This is a genomic window from Micromonospora sediminimaris (assembly GCF_016863575.1).
Taxonomy (GTDB): Bacteria; Actinomycetota; Actinomycetes; order Mycobacteriales; family Micromonosporaceae; genus Micromonospora; species Micromonospora sediminimaris.
Window position 1 is genome coordinate 1 of sequence record NZ_BOPD01000029.1, and the last position, 17,867, is coordinate 17,867.

The window sequence follows — 17,867 nt, forward strand, 5'->3', positions numbered from 1 at the left end:
GGATACGAGGTCCGTTTCGTGCCATGCCTTGCCGCCGGCTGCTCGTACCTCGTCGCGTTGTTGCTATCTGAGCTTGAGAGCGGCTAAGCAGATGTCGGGCAGCGGCAGGGTGGCGTCGGACGCCTGGGACTTGGTGTCGCGGTGCAGGCGCTGCCCGCGTACGCGTTGCAGCTGCCGGCCGATGGTCAGCTCCCCGGCGTCGAGGTCGACGTCTGCCCAGGTGAGACCGAGGGCTTCACCTTTACGCAGGCCGGTGACGAGGACCAGGGCGTACGCGGCCTAGAGGGGATCCTCGTCGGCACGTGCGGACTCCAGGAACTTTCGCACCTCTCGAACCCGCTACGGTGGCTTAGCCCAACCGGGACCGTGGCACTGGTGGATGGACCTCCGGCCTTCCCGGGCGAGAGGCTGTGCAAGTCTGATCAACGATGTGATGGGGGATCGCTGGTGGGACAGCGGCACGTGCGGAAAATGTTGCGGAAGATGGCCGGCGGGCAGCCGGTGGAGGTGGAGCGGGTGGCCACGTTGCGCTCACTCGCCCATATGGCCGCTGTTGCCGAGCAATTTGGTTACGCGTACACGGACACACGGCAGCGACACCGCAGCGGACCGCAGCTGTTCTTCGTACCCGATCCCCGTCCGCAGGCCCGCGAAAGGGCCGCGCGGAACCGAGTGCAGTACCCGGATGCTTCCACCGGGGGCGCGCTGCCCCCCGTGCCTGCCGACGTGCTGGATCTGTTCAAGGCCCGTATCAGCTACGACCTCGAGGGCTGGAACGACGACAAGCAGCGAACGTGGTTCCTCTATGTCGTCCTCACCGTGCTGTGCGCGATCCTCGGTGTGTGGCTCGGGCTAGGAGGGACGTCCCCCACCACCGCCGCGGGCGTCGCTGCCGTCACCTGGGCGGCGCTGATGTCTGTCACCCTATTTTTGGTCTCCATTCGTCGACGCAGACGGGCTAAGTTCGCTGCGATCCTGGAGGCGGCCGGGTTCACGCAGACGACTGAGCAGAGCGGCCGGGAGCGGTATCTGCCGCTGACTTACCAGTAGAGTGCACCACCGCGGCGATCACGAACAGGGTGCGCCGGAGCTCTTGAGTCCGCTTCAACGTCTGACCAGCTATTCAGTTGCCGCGGGCCGGATCCCGTACGCTGCGGCCGTGTTCACCCCAATTCGCGCCCGCCGGCTTACCCTCCGGCCGGTCACGATGGCTGACCTGGAGGACGTGTATGCGTACCAGCGCCGGCCCGACGTGTGCCGCTGGATGCTCGGCAGCGAGCCGCGCAGCCGTGAACAGTCGCAGAAGTCGGTGGCGGCGATGACCGGTGAGGACGGGCTGCGTGTCGAGGGTGACGTCTTGAGCTTGGCTGCCGAGGCGAACGGACGAGTGACTGGCACTGTCGAGCTGGTCTGGCGGAGCCGGGCCGACCAGACCGCTGAGATTGGGTACGTCTTCAATCCGGAGTTCTCAGGTCAAGGGCTGGCCACCGAGGCGGTGGGGGCGCTGCTGGGATGGGGTTTTGAGGAGTTCGGCCTGCACCGCGTCTACGGTCGGTGCCACGCCGGCAACGAGGCGTCGGCCCGGCTGATGACCAGACTGGGGATGCGGTGCGAGGCGCGGCACGTCGAGAGCTACTTGTTTCGCGGTGAGTGGGCCGACCGGTTCGTGTTCGCGATGTTGGCCCGGGAGTGGCTGTCACGATCGGCGGCGCTCGCTGGCTGACGTGCACTCCGTGGCGCGGGTAGCTGACAGCAACGAGCCGAGACAAGGACGTTGGTCGACGGCTGAGCGTCGACAGCTGCGCGAGGCTGCGGATTGCCGACGAACTCCCCCGGACGAAGCGCCTAGAACTTACGCTTCATCGGCTGGACCCGGCAGCCGTCGGAAGTACAGCAGCGAAGTACAGCAACCGTGCCGACCGGACCCGACCGGAACGGGCGTAACCAGGCCGGATGACCTCGCATCGAGCCCGGTCCGACCGGCCTGCCGAGAGTTCACACTGAAGAGGCCACTGGTTCGTCCCAGTATTGCCGACCATCGACAGGTGTCTCTTGCTATCCGCTCTACACCGGTGTAGGAAAAGTAGTGCGCTGGTGTGGATGTGGACTGTCGCGGCTGTCGGCGAGGTTTCGGTGGCCGATCTCGATGGTGAGGCGCATGCCTTCGATGCGGGAGGCCTTGACGCTCTGAGAGGAGCAGCAACGCGATGTCACACAGCAGTGGCCCCCGAATGACCAGCCTTGTCGCAGCCGCGGCTTTGGTGGTGTCAGTCATCGCGGCCGCCCCGGCGGCTGCCGCGACCGACACGTGGCATTCGAACGACGACGTCTATCACTACTTCAAGGTGCCGCAGTCGCAGGCCAGCAGCATTGTCGGCGGAACGCCGGCAACGCTCGAACTGGAGGCGAACATCGGCCCGAGCGGCACCTGGTCGGCGCTCGCGCTCGACCCGAGCGGCTCGGACTACGCCGCGAACGTCGGTCCGCTCGATCCCGGGCTGTACTACTACCAGTACACCGCGACGATGCAGGACAGGTCGAAGGTGTCCTTCCGCCAGCCTGGCAGCCCGGTGGCGGTGACGTCGAAGCCAAACTGGAACACCTTCTTCGTGCCCGGTGAGTCGGTCGCGTGGATGGACGACATCGCCGCGGGCGGGACGGTGGAGGAACTGTTCTACCCGAGCGCGACAGCGGCGGAGGACCGTACCGCCTTGGTGTGGACGCCGCCCGGCTACGACTCGGCCCGGGCCGAGGCGTACCCGGTCCTGTACCTGCTGAGCAGCGAGGGTCAGACAGCTCGTGAGTGGCTGGAACTTGGCCGGGCGAAGCAGATCCTCGACAACCTGGTCGCAGGCAGGGACGCCAAGCCGATGGTGGTCGTGATGGCTGACGCCAATTCCGCCGACCCCCGCGCCGAGTTGCTCGACGCCGTCGTCCCCGCAGCACGGGCCGGCTACAACATCTCGTCCCGGCCCAGGAGTCAGGCGCTGGCCGGTGTCGCCACGGGTGCCGAGCAGGCGATCAGCATCCTCCGCAGCGATCCCGGCGCGTTCGCCTACGTCGGCTCCTTCTCCGGCTCTGTCGACGGCCCGATCACCAAGGCGGAGGCCAAGGCGATCAACAAGGGCACCAAACTGCTCCGGGTGTACGTCGGCAACACGCTCGATCCGTCCTACAACGACAACTATGACCTGCTGTTGGACCTGAAGAAGTCCCGAGTGAGGTTCGAGTTCGACGGCGTCAACCCCGACGACGGCGCCACCTGGGACGCGTGGCGGGAGAACCTGCGAGACTTCGCCGCTCGGCTCTTCGGACAAAAGGGCGTCCGCCACGGCGCCAGCAAGGGACACCGCGCGCTGACCAGGCCGTACGAGCCCCCTGCGGCCGGGTCGATCACGATCCCGCACATCGACCGGCACGGCATCGTCACGTTCGAGACCGGCACCCAGTGGGCTGGCGCCAAGGACGTCACGATCTGGGGCAACTGGGCTCCGAATGGCCAATGGTTCCGGATCCCGATGGAGAAGCAGCCCGACGGCCGCTGGCGAATCACGGTTGGACCGCTCGACGGCTACTACTACTACCGGTACGTGGTCGACGGCGTCGACATGAAGGACCCGGCCGACACCGTCAACACCCACGTGATGGAGTCGCAGCTTTTCGTGCCGGGTAAGTCCGACGCGATGCTGGCCGATGTCCCCGAAGGCCGGGGCGGCACGGTCTCGCTGATGACCTACGACGGAGGCCAGGGCGCAGAGCGCTACGCGTACGTCTGGACGCCGCCTGGCTACGATGCTGACCGCGAAGCTGCCTACCCGGTGCTGTACCTGTACCACGGCGGGGGCCAGAACTACGGCAGTTGGCTCGAAACCGGGCGTGCCAAGCAGATTCTCGACAACAGCTACCTCAACGGGACAATGGTGCCGATGGTTGTGGTCATGCCCGACCAGAACGGCGTCGACTTCTGGACCGACCTCAACCAGCACGTGATGCCAACCGCTGCGGAAAAGTACAACATCTCGACTGATCCGGATGAGCAGGCGCTCGCAGGTCTGTCGTGGGGAGGCATGAACACCCTCGGCACCTGGCTCGGCCACCCGGGCGAGTTCGCCTACGTCGGTGTCTTCTCGGGGTTCCTGTTCTCCTACCCCAGCGGCGTCGACGTACAGGCGGTCAACGAAAGCACCAAGCTGGCACGGCTGTACTCCGGTGACATCGACTTCACGTACACGTTCACCCAGAACACGATGCAGTGGCTGACCTCCCAGGGCATCGAGTACGAGTACGCCGGCACCTGGGTCGGACCACATGGCTTCGACATCTGGATGGCGAATCTGATCGACTTCGTGCCGCGGATCTTCGCGCCCGAGCACCGGTTCGGCGGGGTGCGGCCACCCCTGGCCGGCGACGGCTCCGACATCGTCAAAGCCGGACGCGCCGTCCCGGTCAAGTTCACCCTGACCGGCGCAGACGGCGAGACGGTCACCGACGCGCGGCCGCGCCTCTACCTCGTGAAGAAGACCGACGGCGTGGCCGGCAACCGCGTCCCGGCCACACCCGTCCAGAAGAGGGCGGACAACACCGCGCGCTACAGCGCCGCAAGAAACCAGTACGTCTTCCACTGGGACACCAGCGGGCTCTCCCCGGGTGCCTACGAGTTGCAGATCGACCCGGTCCGCGGCCCCGTTCACGCCATCGCCCTGACCATCAACTGACCTCGCGTCACGCGGCCGGCGCGCCCCGGATCGGGCGGGCCGGCCGCTGCGTCTGGGGTTGTGAATGGTGCAGTCTTATACCCTGGCCGACGGATCGACGGGCGGCGGGAGGGGCTGTGGCACGCAAGACCAACAGGTCGGCGACGATGCGCGACGTCGCCCGACTCGCCGGGGTGTCGATCAAGACGGTGTCCAACATCCTCAACGGCTATCAGTACGTGCGTCCGGAAACCCGCGAGCGGGTGGACGACGCGATCCGTGAGCTGGGCTACCACGTGAATGTGTCGGCGCGGAACCTGAGCCGAGGCCGGACCGGGGCGATCGCTCTGGTGCTGCCGTCGCTGCGCGTTGTGTACTTCGCCGAACTTGCGGACGCCGTCATGCGAGAGGCATCCAGGCGAGGTCTGACCGTCTTCATCGAGCAGACCAACGCCGAGCGCGACCGCGAGTTGCGGGTACTGGACGGCAGCTACCGGTCACGCTTCGACGGCGTGCTGTACTCCCCGCTCGCGCTGGGCGAGAAAGACCTTCCGCTGTTCGACGTCGACTTCCCCCTCGTGCTCCTGGGCGAGCGGGTGTTCGATGGCGGCCTCGACCACGTCACGATGAGCAACGTCGAGGGAGCACGTGCGGCGACCGAGCACGTGCTGGGCCGGGGTGCGACCACGGTAGTTCCCCTCGGAGTCAAGGACGACCCGTCGCCGAGCAGCGGAACCCTGCGGTTCCAGGGCTTCCGGGACGCCCTCCAGTCACGAGGGTTCGACGTCGACCCACGAGCGATCATCGGTGTACCCGACTACTTCCACTCCACCGGCGCCACGACGATCGCTCGCATCCTTGACAGCGGTGTCAAACCCGACGCGGTTGTGGCGTTCGCCGACACACTCGCGCTGGGTGCGCTCGCCGCCTTTCAGGACCGCGGCCTACGGGTTCCCGAGGACGTCCTGCTGATCGGCTTCGACAACATCGACGAAGCGAACTACTCCCGACCTCCGCTGAGCACCATCGACCCCGGACGCGACGTGATCGCACACCAGGCAGTCGCCTTGTTGGAAGAGCGGATCCAGCTCCAGTTCGACGGCGTGCCGCGAGAGGAGCAGCCGGCGCCCCGGAGGATGGTCGTCGACTTCGAGCTGATCCAGCGGCAGTCGACGCTGCGCTGAGGTGTCCTGCCACACCGGTTGCGCAATTGCTACGCCGGCGCCCTTCGGCCCAAGCGGTCAACCGTCGCCCTCAGATCGGCCGGACTGGAACTGCACGCCGGCACGTACCGTGACGCCCGGACGGCGGCACGGGCAAGCCTGGCCGGCGGCGGACATTCAGCCCCGGGCCCGCCGCTGCCCGCGCTCGTACGTCCGCTGGCATGGCGAGCAGTTCCTCGATGCCCGCGGTGATGGCCGTCGGTTGAGGTGGTACCCGGACTGGGTCTACCGCTACTGGCGCGACAACCGCCTGGCTCCGCACGTGCGGCCGCCAGAGCAATCGTAAGGTCCGCACCTCGCCGGAAGCTCCGGCTGCTACTGACGGCGAAGCCCACCACAGGGGGAGAGCACGCACGATCGGCGGCCAGATCCGGGCGTTGCGTGTGCGGTACGACCTAGCCTGTTTGTATGCGACGCTTCCAGGATGAGGACCTGACCGGAGCTGAGTTCCGCGAGTGCGACCTGAGTAGAGCGCGGATGGTCGGCGTGGTCATGCAGGGCACCGAGATCGACGGCCTGGTCACCAATCTTGTGGTCAACGGGGTCGAAGTGATGTCGTACGTCGAGGCGGAACTCGACCGTCGTCACCCGGTACGGCTGCTGATCCGCTCCGATCAGCCGGACGACCTGCGAGATGCCTGGCAGCAACTGCGCGACGATTGGGCGAGGACTACCGAGCGGGTTCGGTCCATGCCCGAGGACAGCGAACATCGCGGCGTCGACGGCGAGTGGTCGATGGTCGACACCCTGCGCCACCTTGTCTTCGTGCACGACTCTTGGTTCCGACGCTGCGTGCTCGGGCTCACCGAGCCGTTCACGGCCATGGGACTGGGTCCACCGTTGGTCTCGGGCCAGGAGGATGGGCTCGATCCGTCAGCCCAACCGAGCCTCGACGAGGTGCTCGCGGTACGAGTCCGGCAGGCTTCAGAGATCGAGACATGGCTGGCCGAAGTCACGCCTGATCAGCTCGCGAAGACCGCGCCGGTCCCGGACGACGACAGATGGCCCCCGTACGCCAAGGGGCGGACAGTGCGGCAATGCCTCGGCACTGTGCTCAACGAGGAATGGGAACACCACCGGTTCTGCAAGCGTGACCTGGACAAACTGTCGCGCCAGGGGTCTTCGCCGGGTTGATGATTGAACTCTGAGCTTGCTGCTTACCTCCCGGGAGATCCGGTGTCGCTGCGGCCAAGGCCCGCTACGTCCCCGAGGGTGACTACAGCGGGTGTCGGAGGGAGAGCCCGGTGCGGGTGGAGACAAGGCCGAGCGCGCGTTCTCAGCGGCCAGATGAGCGTGCCGAACTGGATAGCCGCAAACCGCATGCAGTCGGGTAACGACATTGATACCTTGCCACCGGTGGCGAGGCGAAGGTACGTGGCGAGGGGCGTTGATGGCGGCTACCGGATCTGGGACAACCGGGCTCGCCGGTGGTGGGGCGAACTCTATGAGCTCTGCCCAGACGAGTTGATCAATGAGCTGAACGGCGCCCGCAACTACGCCAAGATTACCGCGCTGCTCCGGGCTTACCGAGCACAGAAGCGGTAACGTAGTACATCAGGCCGCCGCGTTTGGTGCGGCATGAGCGGTATCGCAACCGCGTCGATTATTGCTGGTCGCGGACGTTCCTTATCGCTACGGTTCTGTGCCATGCCCGACGCGATCTTTACCCACCCGCGCCTCGCGCCTGTCTATGATGCGTTCGATGGCGACCGCGCAGACCTCGACGCATATCTTCGCATCGTCGACGAGTTCGACGCCCGGCACGTGCTCGACATCGGATGCGGTACGGGATCCCTGGCCATCCTGCTGGCGAGAAGTGGACGACATGTAACCGGCGTTGATCCCGCCGCTGCCTCCCTGGACGCGGCGGTATCCAAACCCGGCGCCGCATCGGTCACCTGGCTCCACGGGGATGCCACGACGCTCCCCGCGCTGTCAGCTGACATCGCGCTGATGACCGGCAACGTGGCTCAAGTCTTCCTTGACGACGATGACTGGAGCGCGACACTCCAGGGCATTCATGGCGCGCTACGCGACGGCGGCCACCTCGTGTTCGAGACGAGACGCCCGCAGCGCCGTGCCTGGGAGGAATGGGTCGTCGACACTGACCCGGCCACCCGAAATCTTCCTGGCATCGGTGAGGTCGAACGGCGTATGGAAGTCACCAGGGTGGCGCTGCCATATGTCTCCTTCCGGTACACGTACACCTTCGCCTCTGACGGCTTCTCGGTGGAGTCGGACTCCACCCTCAGGTTCCGCAGTCAAGCAGAGGTTGAGGAGACCCTGGTGACCAGTGGTTTTACCACGATCGACGTCCGCGACGCCCCAGACCGTCCTGGGCGGGAGTACGTGTTCGTGGCGCAACGAACGCACTGACCGCCCCAACACTGAACGATTGTCGCACCCTTCTCGGGCGTGTCCTCGCGCCTGCCCATGGGCAGCGGCTGCGCTCCGTGACGCCCGGTCTGCGGCTAAATCCGGACGTTTGATGAGGAGCCAACGATCATGGAGTGATGTATTCCCTGCCTGGGTCGTCACGCAGTCTCTGACTCGCCGTGCCAGGATCGTCTCGTGCGCAACGAGGAACGGCTACGAACACGGACGCCCGAGTCCCGAGCCTTCGGGCAGCGCGTACAGCTCGTCATGAACCTGACCTCGCGCCTCAACGTGCTGCCGTTTGACGACCTCGATGCACGCAGGACGGTGCTGACCGAGATCTTCGGTAAACCGATCCCTGACTCGCTGTCCATCCTGCCTCCGTTCTACTGCGACTACGGGCTTGGAGCATCGTTTGGAGAGCGCGTGTTCATCAACCAGGGATGCTTCTTTCTCGACTACGGGGGTATCACCATCGGTGACCGCGTCCTGATTGGTCCCCGAGTGACTCTGAGCACGGCCGGACATCCCGTCGAGCTCCACGAGCGGTACGACTTCATCACGCACGCGCCCATCGTCATCGAGGATGATGTGTGGATCGGTGCCGCGGTCACGGTCACCCCTGGAGTGACAATCGGTCGGGGCTCGGTCGTCGGCGCGGGCGCCGTTGTCGCGAAGGACGTGCCGCCGCTGAGTGTGGTGACGGCAACAAGCGTTGTCGAGCGAAAGCGTCTCAAGCCAGCGTCTACCGCAACCTGAAACCTGCGGCTCACCCACGCACATCGGCTACTTGACGGGAAGGCGGTAGCTGGCGTCATCCGGTCCACCGGCCAGTGCAGGCAGCGATGAGACCCTGGCAAGCGGCGCGCTCGGGAGGCGGCATGTGTGCGTGCGATCCGCTGCGGAACCGTGCCCTGCCCGCCGTGCTAGCAACGACCCGGGGCAGTAATGACACGGGGCGCCCGACCACGTCAGGGCACAGGATTCTAGCCTTGGGCTCGTGGAACGTATCGAATTCCGTACCATCGAGCAGGAGCTCGGCGTCGGGATGTTCCCGACACTCGTTCCGTACCTTAATGACATATCCCTACCTGACATGGTTCGCACAGCTGAGCTGCCCTTTGCGCGGCGAGAAGGGAAACCCAACCTCGCGGGCAGCTATGCGGGGCTGCTGGGCGACAGCGTGCGCTGGCCGAGTCGGCACTATCTCGGTGATCCGGTGCTGAGCTGGTTCGGTGACGGCGACACCGTGTTACTGGGGTGTACCTGCGGTGACTGGGGCTGCTGGCCGTTTACCGCGATGGTCACGGTTGCTGAGGACACGGTCAACTGGTCTGGCTATCGCACCGGGCATCGTGATTGGGGCTACCAGGAACTGCTTCCCGTCACCTTCGATCGCCTCCAGTACGAAGAAGCGCTGCGGGCGACAGTTCGCTGAGCAGGGGAGGCCACATCATCACGCCGTCGGCTCGCAAGGATGAACGTCCCCTCAAGGTGACGAACGATCGCGACATGTGAGTGATCCGACGGCATGCGACCATCGGTCAGCGCGAGGCACTGCTGCTGAACAGCCGCGTCCGAGGTCTTGCCCCTGCTGCTGTGGAGTCCGCGCACCGGTCCCGCGTCGCATACGATGGTCCTTGGCCTGCGGCGCTGCCTGGGGCCGAGACGACTGTGGACGTCGGCTGTGGCATCAGCACCTTCCGCGAGTTACGCCGCCGCGAGCGGACCGTGCTGGTCACCGGTCTTGATCGGTCCAGCACGGTGGTGTTTCGCTTCCGCGGGCCGGCGCTGGCCTTGGGCGCCGACGCATCACGTACGTCGGACCGATGGGATGAAACGATGCGCAATACCGAGATGGCGAAGCTGGGCGGGCTCGTCGGCGAATGGGCGACGAAGATTTCGGATGCCTTCTTCCTCGAACCGCCAGGCGCCGAGGTGCCGGGCATCACCAGGATCGAGTGGCTCGGGGAGTCACTACTGGTCGTGCGGTCGCAGTTCGGCGGGGGCGGCCAGACGCGTTCCGAGATGAGTCTCGTCCTCGGACGCAGCGACGCGAACGATCGGTTCGTCGCGCTCTATGAAGACGACCGCGGCGTCTGTCGCGAGTTCGCCATGACCTTCGACGGCGAACACTGGACGATGACCCGTGAGGACCCGGACTTCCACCAGCGGTTCATCGCCAACGTCGACAAGGACCGGATCCTCGGCCGCTGGGAGGCGTCCGAGGACACCGGCAAGTCCTGGCGGAAAGACTTCGACCTCACCTTCGAGCGCGCCTGAAATCTGGCGCCTCCGATCGGCGACCATCACACCATCGGCGGCAGATCCGTACGCCGCGAGCAGCTTAGACGCAGTCCGGGCGAACCCGGAAAGCGGATTCCGTCCGTTATCTTCTCCGCGTCGCTGGCTGCTGGGTCGACGGCGGTGACGGTGTGCGCGCCGGCTTGGATTTCGATGGTCCGGTAGCGGCGGGCGGTGCGGACGAACTTGCGGATTGACCAGCCGGTGCGGTCTTCGATTCAGTGGCTGACCGCGAGTGCAGAGAACATGATGGTCAGGTGCGCGTCGGTGGAGTCACGTTGCCGGTGGTAGATCGGCGGGGCTTGCAGGTCGTGCTTGGACATCCGAAACGACTTCTCGATCTGGACCAGTCGGTGGTAGGCGTCGATGACGAACTGCGCCGTGACCGGGGTGCCGTCCGGGCAGGTGGCGAGGTTGGTGACGTAGCCCTTCAGCCCGCCACGGCTCGGCCTTGGCCTCCGAGGCCCGGTTGATGGTGCGGGTGCCGCCGGCCAGGTGGACGAACCGGTTGCGCTTGATGGTGGCCTTGCCGGCAACGGCCTCTCCGCCTTGGCGATCTGCTCGTCGATCCCGCGTAGCGTTCGGCAGGCCCAGTCGGCCCGGTACTGGTAGTGGATGACCTGGTCGCGGCGCTGCCCGCTGAGCCCGGCCCAGAACTGGGTGAACAGCTGGGTGAACACCTGCCCGTCAGGGATCTCCTCGTCGGGTGCTTCGTGCGCCAGGCGGTGACGAGGTAGGGCACGTCGGCGATGCGGGCGCCGAGAATGAATTACAACCCGGCGGCCTCGATCGCCTGCTGGTTGGTCGCCTAGATCATGCCGGCGTCGGCCACGACCGTCACGTCGGCAGTTGGGTGGGCGGCCACGAACGCCTGGATGATCGGCACCATCGTGGTCGTCTCGGCGGTGTTGCCCTCGAATGCGTTGACCATCAACGGGAACCCGGCCGCGTCGGTCAGCAGCCCGATGGTGATCTGCGTGTCCAGACGGCGTTCCTTGGAGAAGCCGGGTTCGCGGAACCCGTCGCCGGCGTCGGTCTCGAAGTACAGCGTCGACACGTCGTAGAGCACCAGGCTGGCCGGGCCCAACCCGGCGTGGGTCGCGCACGCGGCGGCGAGCTATTGCCGCCACGCGTCCTTCGCGAAGACGGGGGCGCGAGGTCGGGCGACTGCTACATCTCGTGCTCCCAGAAGCCGCGCGTGTCGACGTCCGCGGCATCCGCCAGCGCCTCCAGCTCCGCGATCTCCTCGTCGGCGAGCTCGATGCCGCGAGCTCGGACCAACCCGTCGATGTAACTTGCCTTCTGACCCCGATGATCGGGGTGGTCCCCTTGGCGATGGCTCATGCGGTGGCGACATCGGCGGCGGACGCGCCTCGGTCCGCGCCGATCGTCCGCATCCGGTCCGTCAGCTCCTGCAGCTGAGGCAGGATGCCGTTGCACACTCCCGCCCTTCTGCTGCCATCCGGCAACCTATGGCTGTACCTGCCGGTCAGCGCCCCTTGCTCAAGGACCATTTAGGAAAGAACCGCACGTCGTGCTCGCGGCAGTGACGAAGAATGCCCGAGCGCTGAGAACTCCGGTACAGGAGACTGTAGTGGTTCTGGACTGCCTCCACACGGAAGCCGGCCCCGCCGAGGATCTAATCGGCAAGAGCGATCTCGTTCATGTTGTGGTGTGGTTCGAGACGCCGATATGCCTGATCCTGCTGCTCTGCAGCAGTGGAATCAGAAGCGGCGTCCAACGGGCCACGTCGGCAGGGTTGTGGATCCAGTACAGATCCACAAAGCCTGTGCCCATTCGGTCGAGGCTCTGCTCCAGCATGTCCGCGACCGGATCGTCGCCGTCGCCCGCGACCTGCGGGGTAAACTTTGTAGACAGCTGGTATTCGCTGCGGGCATACCCCTTTAGCGCCTGAGCGAGAACCGTCTCCGAGCGACCCATGCCGTACACCATCGCGGTGTCCCACATGGTGAACCCGCTCGATTGCGCCTTCTCGACGACCTCTCGCAGGCCGACGCAGACAGCTGGCTGCCAAAATAGCCGTCGCCCGCCTCGCCGCTGTCTCCCCAGGCCCACGTGCCCAGCGCCACCGCCGGCACTGTCAGCGTCTTGCTCGTCATGTCCCTACCTCCATTGCTCGTTCTTCCGCCGTGTCGACGTCGTGAACGCCCCGGCCGCCAGCGCCGTCGGAAGGCGTCGCCATGATCATCAGAAGCGTGCCCAACGCCAGCACGTGGACGACGGACGGCAGCCGGGTGCGCCGATCCTGCTGGCCCTCGACGGCCACCTCGCGAGGGCCGTCGAGGACGCCCCGCACCCAGAAGACCGCGATCGCCGCCACCGGAGAAGGTCGCGTCTATCGGGGGTATAACCTCAACCCCCTCGCGCCGTGACCAGCTGATACCGGAGCCCACCCGAGCCGACCCTCAGTAGCCCGAGCGGACCGGTCAGCCCTGTCGGACCTCGACCCGCAGGATGCGGTCGTCGCCGGGCCGCGCTTCGGTGCCGCCCCAGGTCGCGCGGTCGGTGTTGGAGGTCGTCAGCCAGAGGGCTCCGTCGGGGGCGACTTCGACGGTACGGATACGGCCGTAGTCGCCCTCGAAGTGCTGGACCGCGTTGCCCGCGGGGGCGCCTGCAGTGACCGGCAGTTGCCAGAGTCGCTGGCCGCCTAGCGCCGCGATCCACAGTGAGCCGGCGGCGTGGGCCACGCCGGACGGTGAGGCGTCGTCGGGGTGCATGGTGAGGATCGGCCGTTCTCCGGTGCTTCCATGGATGCCTTCGGTCTCGGGCCAGCCGTAGTCCCGGCCCGGCCGCAGCACGTTGATTTCGTCCCAGGTCCGGTGGCCCAGCTCCGACGCGTACGCCGCGCCGTCCGGCCCGAACGCGATGCCTTGGACGTTGCGGTGTCCGGAGGAGTAGATGGGTGAGTCCGGTGACGGGTTGTCCGGCGGGATCGAGCCGTCCGGGCGGATGCGCAGGATCTTGCCGTTGAGCGTGGTGTCGTCGGCGGCGTTCCGAGGGTCGAACGCGTCGCCGGTGCCGATCCACAGGTTGCCGTCCGGCCCGATCGCGATCCGGCCGCCGTGGTGGCGGTCGGCGGTCTGGATGCCGTTGAGCAGCACCCGTTCCCGTCTGATCGAGTGGAAGTCGTCGGCGATGCGCAGCGCGACGATCGAGTTCTCCCGCTCTCCGGAGACCGAGGCGTAAACTGTCCGGTCGGTGGTGAAGGTCCGGGATGCGACGATGCCGAGCAGGCCGCCTTCGGAACTGGCCACGACGTCGGGTACGACGCCGACCGTCTGCGCCGTCCCGCCGCCGGCCGGCACGCGGCGGATCTCGCCGGTGATCCGCTCGGAGACCAGTGCGGAACCGTCTGGCAGGAAGGTGAGACCCCACGGCGCTCGGAGTCCGGTGACGAGTTCGGTGGGTGTACCGAGTGTCGCTACCGGGCCGCTGCTGCGGCCGGGCGACCGTTCGGGGCCGGCGGTTGGTTCGGCCGCCGGGTCGGATGAGCAGGCGGGCAGGGCAAGCGCCACGGCCATGCTGATGACCAGTGACGACCGTGCGAGCGTTGATCTGGACATGCTTTCTCCTCCCCGCGTTCCGGTGTGCCTCGATCAGGAGGCGAATCGCCGCTGCAGGCGCTGGCAGGCGTAGCCCGCGCCGGCGCCGATGGCGCTGGCGGCCACGAGTGTGAGGACGCCGGTCAGCACGTTGTCCGGATGCAGGGCGAAGAACGCGACGAGGCCGAGGAACCAAGCGAGCATGTTGTCGAGGACGGGTGTGGTGCGCATACCGACCGCGACGCAGGCCAGCACGAACACAGCGACCGGAAGCGCGGCCTGCCCGATGGCCGGGGCCAGGACGCCGACGATGACGTGCCCCGCGACGGCCAGCAGCAGGCCTGCCCACAGGCTGACCATCGAGTGCAGCCCCAGGGTGGCGGAGGTGGGCCGGGTGAACCAGACGATCCAGCCGACGAACATCGCCCAGGCGTGCAGCCCCAGCCCCTCGCTGAGCAACGCTGCGCTGGCGGCGACGACGGCGGCCACGAGAGTAAATCGCACGAACCTGCTACGCGACTTCGTGGTCGCTGCTGTCGGATGGGCGGACGGGGGGACGGTGTGCTCAGCCATGAGTCTTTCCTCCTGTGTCTCGGGTATGGCGCGTGGGACTCGGCGTCACGCGGCGCCGCCGTTGACGTAGATGGTCTGTCCGTTGATCCAGCGCCCCGGTCCGGCGAGCAGGGAGGTCACCTCGGCGATGTCCTCGGGGCGGCCGAGCCGCTGCATCGGATTCTGGCTGGCGATGTGCTCGATGAGGTCCTCGCTCTTGCCGTCGAGGAACAGTGCGGTCGCGGTGGGGCCGGGCGCGACGGCGTTGACGGTGATGTCGCGGCCACGCATTTCCTTGGCCAGGATCGGGACGAGCGCCTCGACGGCGGCTTTGCTGGCGGCGTACGCGGCGTAGGTGGGCAGGTTGAGCCGGGTCACGGAGGTGGAGAACGTGATAATTGCGCCGCCTTCGCGTAACCGGCCGACGGCCTCGCGGGCGACGACGAAGGTGCCACGGACGTTCGTCCGGTGCATGCGGTCGAACTCGTTGAGGTCGAGCTGAGCGACCGGCCGCAAAATCATGATCCCGGCGGCGTTGACAACCACATCGACGCGGCCGAACCACTGCTCCGCGGTGTCGAACAGCCTGCTCACCGCCTTCTCGTCGGCCACGTCCGCCTGGATGGCGCCGGCCCGGCCACCGGCCTTCTCGATCGCTGCGACCGCAGACTTGGCCTCGACGTCGTTACCGGCGTACGCGATCACCACGTGCTGGCCGTCCGCGGCCAGTCGTTCCGCGACGGCCCGGCCGATCCCCCGGGACCCGCCGGTCACGACGGCCACCCGGTTCTGGTTCGTGGACATGATGGTGTTCCTTTCCTCAGTTGAACGGTGCCGGTGAATGTGGTCAGAACCGGGCCGGTGCCAGCAGCTCGGCGAAGCCCAGCCGGCGGACGAACTCCGCGCGGGTTTCGAACGCGATGTCATTGACGCGCTCCACACCGGCGTGGGCGTCGTCGATGACGGTGCGAAAGGGCTTGGCGCCGAACGGCAGCCCGAGCACCCGCACGATCTCCTCGGTGACACCTGCCGCACCCATCAGCGGGTGCTTGAGCAGCGTGGCGGTGGCGTGCTCGTTGCGTTCGACGAGCGGGTCGAGCGCGGAGTAGGCGGCGGCCACGTGCTGATCGGTGGCGCGGCTGGCGTTCGGGAAGTGCTCGGTGCCCTCCGTGATTGCACCCGGCATCACGATGACCGTCTCGATACCGAAGGCGTTGGCCTCGTAGGCGGTGACCACGGCCAGCGCGTCCATGGCGGCCTTGGACACCACGTAGGGGCCGAGGAACGGTGGGGTTGTGACGGGGATGGTGCTGCCGACGTACATCAGTACTCCGGCCCGCCGCTCGCGGAAGTGGGGCAGCACCGCGCGGTTGACCCGGTGCGCGCCGATGGCGTTGACGTCGATGAGGTGCATGACGTCGTCGTCCGTGAACGCCTCGACGTAGCCCACGTACAGGTGCCCAGCGTTGTTGATCACGACGTCCAGGCCGCCGTGCCGCTCCACCACGGTGCGCACAGCCGCGTTGGCGGACTCCTGTGACGTCACATCGAGATCGATGACGTGCAGGTCGAGCCGCTCCTGCCGCGCTCGGTCGCGCGCCGTCGCAGCGTGATCGGCGTTGCGGCCCTCGACATCACGCATGGTGGCGTACACCGTGTGCCCCGCCCGCGCGAGTGCCGCAGCGGCGAGGTTACCGATTCCGGTGGCGGCTCCGGTGACCAGGACAACGGACATGACCACACTTCTTAGTATCGTCTTTAACGACTTGGCGTTAATGCTGCTACCATAACACCGATAACGCTATAGTGATAGCACCGATACCGGAGACGGTCATGACGCGTCGGCAGCGACGGATCCACGCGCGGGAGCAGGGGGAAGTCGTTGTACATTACGGCCGTGGCGGGCACATCCACGCGAGAGCGCATCATCGAGGCCGCAGCGAAGCTGCTGTCCGAGGGTGGGCGCGACGCCGTCTCCACGCGCGCGGTGTGCACGGCGGCCGGCGTCCAGGCTCCCGCCATCTACCGCCTCTTCGGTGACATGCAGGGCCTGCTGGACGCCACCGGCAACTTCGGCCTCGCCACCTACCTGGCGGACAAGACAGCGCTCGAAGAGACCGACGACCCTGTCGAGGACCTGCGCGCCGGCTGGGACCTGCACGTCGGCTTCGGCCTTGCCCAGCCCTGGTTCTACGCCCTCATCTTCGGCGAAGCCCGCCCCGGCCACGAACCCACGGCCGCCAGACAAGCCGCCGAAATCCTCGCCCACCTGGTGAGACGCATCGCCCAGGCCGGCCGCCTCACGGTCACCGAGGAACGCGCGGCACAACTCATCCACTCCACCGGCAAGGGCGTGACGCTCACCCTGATCGCCATGCCGCCGCACGACCGCGACCTCAGCCTGTCCACCATGGCCCGCGAATCGGTACTCGCCACCGTCACCAGCGATGCCACCACCGCGGCACCTCACACCGGGCTCATCAATGCCGCGGTCTCCCTACACGCCACTCTCGACGACGCCACCGTCCTCACCGAGGCCGAACGGGCACTGCTCGGCGAGTGGCTGGGCCGGATCACCCGAGCCGGCCGTACGGATCGCCGGTGACCCCTCGGAGGTAGGTAACGATCCCGGTGATCGCGCCGTCGACGACGTTGAGGAGTATCAGCGCGAACGGAATTTGGCTGCCGTCCGGAGCGGGGCGGGCCTGCCAGCCAGGCGGCGGTGTGCTGGGAGCACTGATAGCCGAACGCCCTCCCACCCGGTCTTGCCCCCTGCCGAGAAATCAGCGCGATCGAGATTATCCGGGGTCTTCGCGAGCTCGTAGTCCGAGCAAGCGAGCGTCATGAGGGCGACCAGTAAGACTAACCACAGCAAGTCGCTGCAAACGCACTACTTTCGGCATGAGCGCGCGGCTTTGTGTTCTTCCCGAGGGCTGGGTACCTGCGCGCACTGCGATCTCGTCTGCAGGACAGCCACCGGATGATGTTGGATCGAAGCCGCTGCCCACGGTCACGATGACTGGCCGCGTCAGGCCGTGCGCGAACCACCTCGGCCAGATGTGCGGTGGGGCCTGGGAAAGGCGCTCTTGCGGTGCGCGACCGCGACCAACTCCTCCTCGCCCACCTCGCTACGGGAGCGGTCGCGGATATCTTGG

17 protein-coding genes and 2 pseudogenes are annotated in these 17,867 nt (G+C 66.7%); 11 read left to right on the top strand and 8 right to left on the bottom strand.

Translation table 11 applies throughout. The features are described 5' to 3' along the window. Positions 1 to 330, bottom strand: a pseudogene (locus Vse01_RS29850) (tyrosine-type recombinase/integrase); the annotation flags it as partial. Positions 331 to 447: 117 nt separating this feature from the next. Here Vse01_RS29850 and Vse01_RS29855 point away from each other — a divergent pair. The 10 genes from Vse01_RS29855 (at position 448) to Vse01_RS22195 (ending at position 10,576) form a co-directional block, all read left to right on the top strand. Further along, positions 448 to 1,050, top strand: coding sequence for a hypothetical protein (locus tag Vse01_RS29855; RefSeq protein WP_139233117.1), 603 nt, complete (start codon positions 448 to 450; stop codon positions 1,048 to 1,050). A 109-nt stretch (positions 1,051 to 1,159) separates the two neighbouring features. After that, positions 1,160 to 1,723 (top strand): GNAT family N-acetyltransferase, encoded by a 564-nt coding sequence (locus tag Vse01_RS22155; protein WP_275415521.1) that lies wholly within the window; start codon positions 1,160 to 1,162, stop codon positions 1,721 to 1,723. A 508-nt stretch (positions 1,724 to 2,231) separates the two neighbouring features. Continuing rightward, positions 2,232 to 4,715, top strand: coding sequence for an alpha/beta hydrolase-fold protein (locus Vse01_RS22160; RefSeq protein ID WP_170863371.1), 2,484 nt, complete (start codon positions 2,232 to 2,234; stop codon positions 4,713 to 4,715). A gap of 116 nt (positions 4,716 to 4,831) precedes the next feature. Then, the gene (locus Vse01_RS22165; protein ID WP_232511154.1) at positions 4,832 to 5,878 is read left to right on the top strand and encodes a LacI family DNA-binding transcriptional regulator; all 1,047 of its coding nucleotides are present in this window, start codon (positions 4,832 to 4,834) and stop codon (positions 5,876 to 5,878) included. Positions 5,879 to 6,325: 447 nt separating this feature from the next. Then, a complete protein-coding gene (locus tag Vse01_RS22170; protein ID WP_093402939.1) occupies positions 6,326 to 7,051 on the top strand; it encodes a DinB family protein in 726 nt (241 codons plus the stop codon). A 222-nt stretch (positions 7,052 to 7,273) separates the two neighbouring features. Continuing rightward, positions 7,274 to 7,462, top strand: coding sequence for a hypothetical protein (locus Vse01_RS22175; protein WP_093402940.1), 189 nt, complete (start codon positions 7,274 to 7,276; stop codon positions 7,460 to 7,462). A 102-nt stretch (positions 7,463 to 7,564) separates the two neighbouring features. Next, on the top strand, positions 7,565 to 8,293 hold the full coding sequence (locus tag Vse01_RS22180) for a class I SAM-dependent methyltransferase (RefSeq protein WP_093402942.1): 729 nt from the start codon (positions 7,565 to 7,567) through the stop codon (positions 8,291 to 8,293). Between the two features lie 195 nt (positions 8,294 to 8,488). After that, on the top strand, positions 8,489 to 9,052 hold the full coding sequence (locus Vse01_RS22185) for a sugar O-acetyltransferase (RefSeq protein WP_093402944.1): 564 nt from the start codon (positions 8,489 to 8,491) through the stop codon (positions 9,050 to 9,052). A gap of 241 nt (positions 9,053 to 9,293) precedes the next feature. Then, complete coding sequence (locus Vse01_RS22190; protein ID WP_198413154.1) at positions 9,294 to 9,731, top strand: hypothetical protein; 438 nt, start codon at positions 9,294 to 9,296, stop codon at positions 9,729 to 9,731. Positions 9,732 to 9,967: 236 nt separating this feature from the next. Beyond that, positions 9,968 to 10,576: a hypothetical protein gene (locus Vse01_RS22195; RefSeq protein WP_093402945.1), complete on the top strand. Its 609-nt coding sequence runs from the start codon at positions 9,968 to 9,970 to the stop codon at positions 10,574 to 10,576. 26 nt (positions 10,577 to 10,602) lie between these two features. Here the strand turns inward: Vse01_RS22195 and Vse01_RS29455 are convergent. From Vse01_RS29455 to Vse01_RS22235, 7 genes and pseudogenes are all read right to left on the bottom strand, one after another. After that, positions 10,603 to 11,768 (bottom strand): annotated as a pseudogene (locus Vse01_RS29455) (IS1634 family transposase); the annotation flags it as partial. A 491-nt stretch (positions 11,769 to 12,259) separates the two neighbouring features. Next, positions 12,260 to 12,673, bottom strand: a complete 414-nt coding sequence (locus tag Vse01_RS22210; RefSeq protein WP_275415522.1) for an aldo/keto reductase — start codon at positions 12,671 to 12,673, stop codon at positions 12,260 to 12,262. 40 nt (positions 12,674 to 12,713) lie between these two features. Beyond that, positions 12,714 to 12,938 (bottom strand): hypothetical protein, encoded by a 225-nt coding sequence (locus Vse01_RS22215; RefSeq protein WP_093402946.1) that lies wholly within the window; start codon positions 12,936 to 12,938, stop codon positions 12,714 to 12,716. A gap of 106 nt (positions 12,939 to 13,044) precedes the next feature. After that, positions 13,045 to 14,181 (bottom strand): PQQ-dependent sugar dehydrogenase, encoded by a 1,137-nt coding sequence (locus tag Vse01_RS22220; protein ID WP_093402948.1) that lies wholly within the window; start codon positions 14,179 to 14,181, stop codon positions 13,045 to 13,047. Between the two features lie 33 nt (positions 14,182 to 14,214). Further along, the gene (locus Vse01_RS22225) at positions 14,215 to 14,664 is read right to left on the bottom strand and encodes a DUF1097 domain-containing protein (protein ID WP_170863372.1); all 450 of its coding nucleotides are present in this window, start codon (positions 14,662 to 14,664) and stop codon (positions 14,215 to 14,217) included. A gap of 114 nt (positions 14,665 to 14,778) precedes the next feature. Further along, a complete protein-coding gene (locus Vse01_RS22230) occupies positions 14,779 to 15,516 on the bottom strand; it encodes an SDR family oxidoreductase (protein WP_093402951.1) in 738 nt (245 codons plus the stop codon). A 43-nt stretch (positions 15,517 to 15,559) separates the two neighbouring features. Next, positions 15,560 to 16,447 (bottom strand): SDR family NAD(P)-dependent oxidoreductase, encoded by an 888-nt coding sequence (locus Vse01_RS22235; protein WP_093402953.1) that lies wholly within the window; start codon positions 16,445 to 16,447, stop codon positions 15,560 to 15,562. Positions 16,448 to 16,609: 162 nt separating this feature from the next. Between Vse01_RS22235 and Vse01_RS22240 the strand changes: the two genes are divergently transcribed. Continuing rightward, complete coding sequence (locus Vse01_RS22240; protein ID WP_093402955.1) at positions 16,610 to 17,317, top strand: TetR/AcrR family transcriptional regulator; 708 nt, start codon at positions 16,610 to 16,612, stop codon at positions 17,315 to 17,317. Positions 17,318 to 17,867 lie beyond the last annotated feature (550 nt).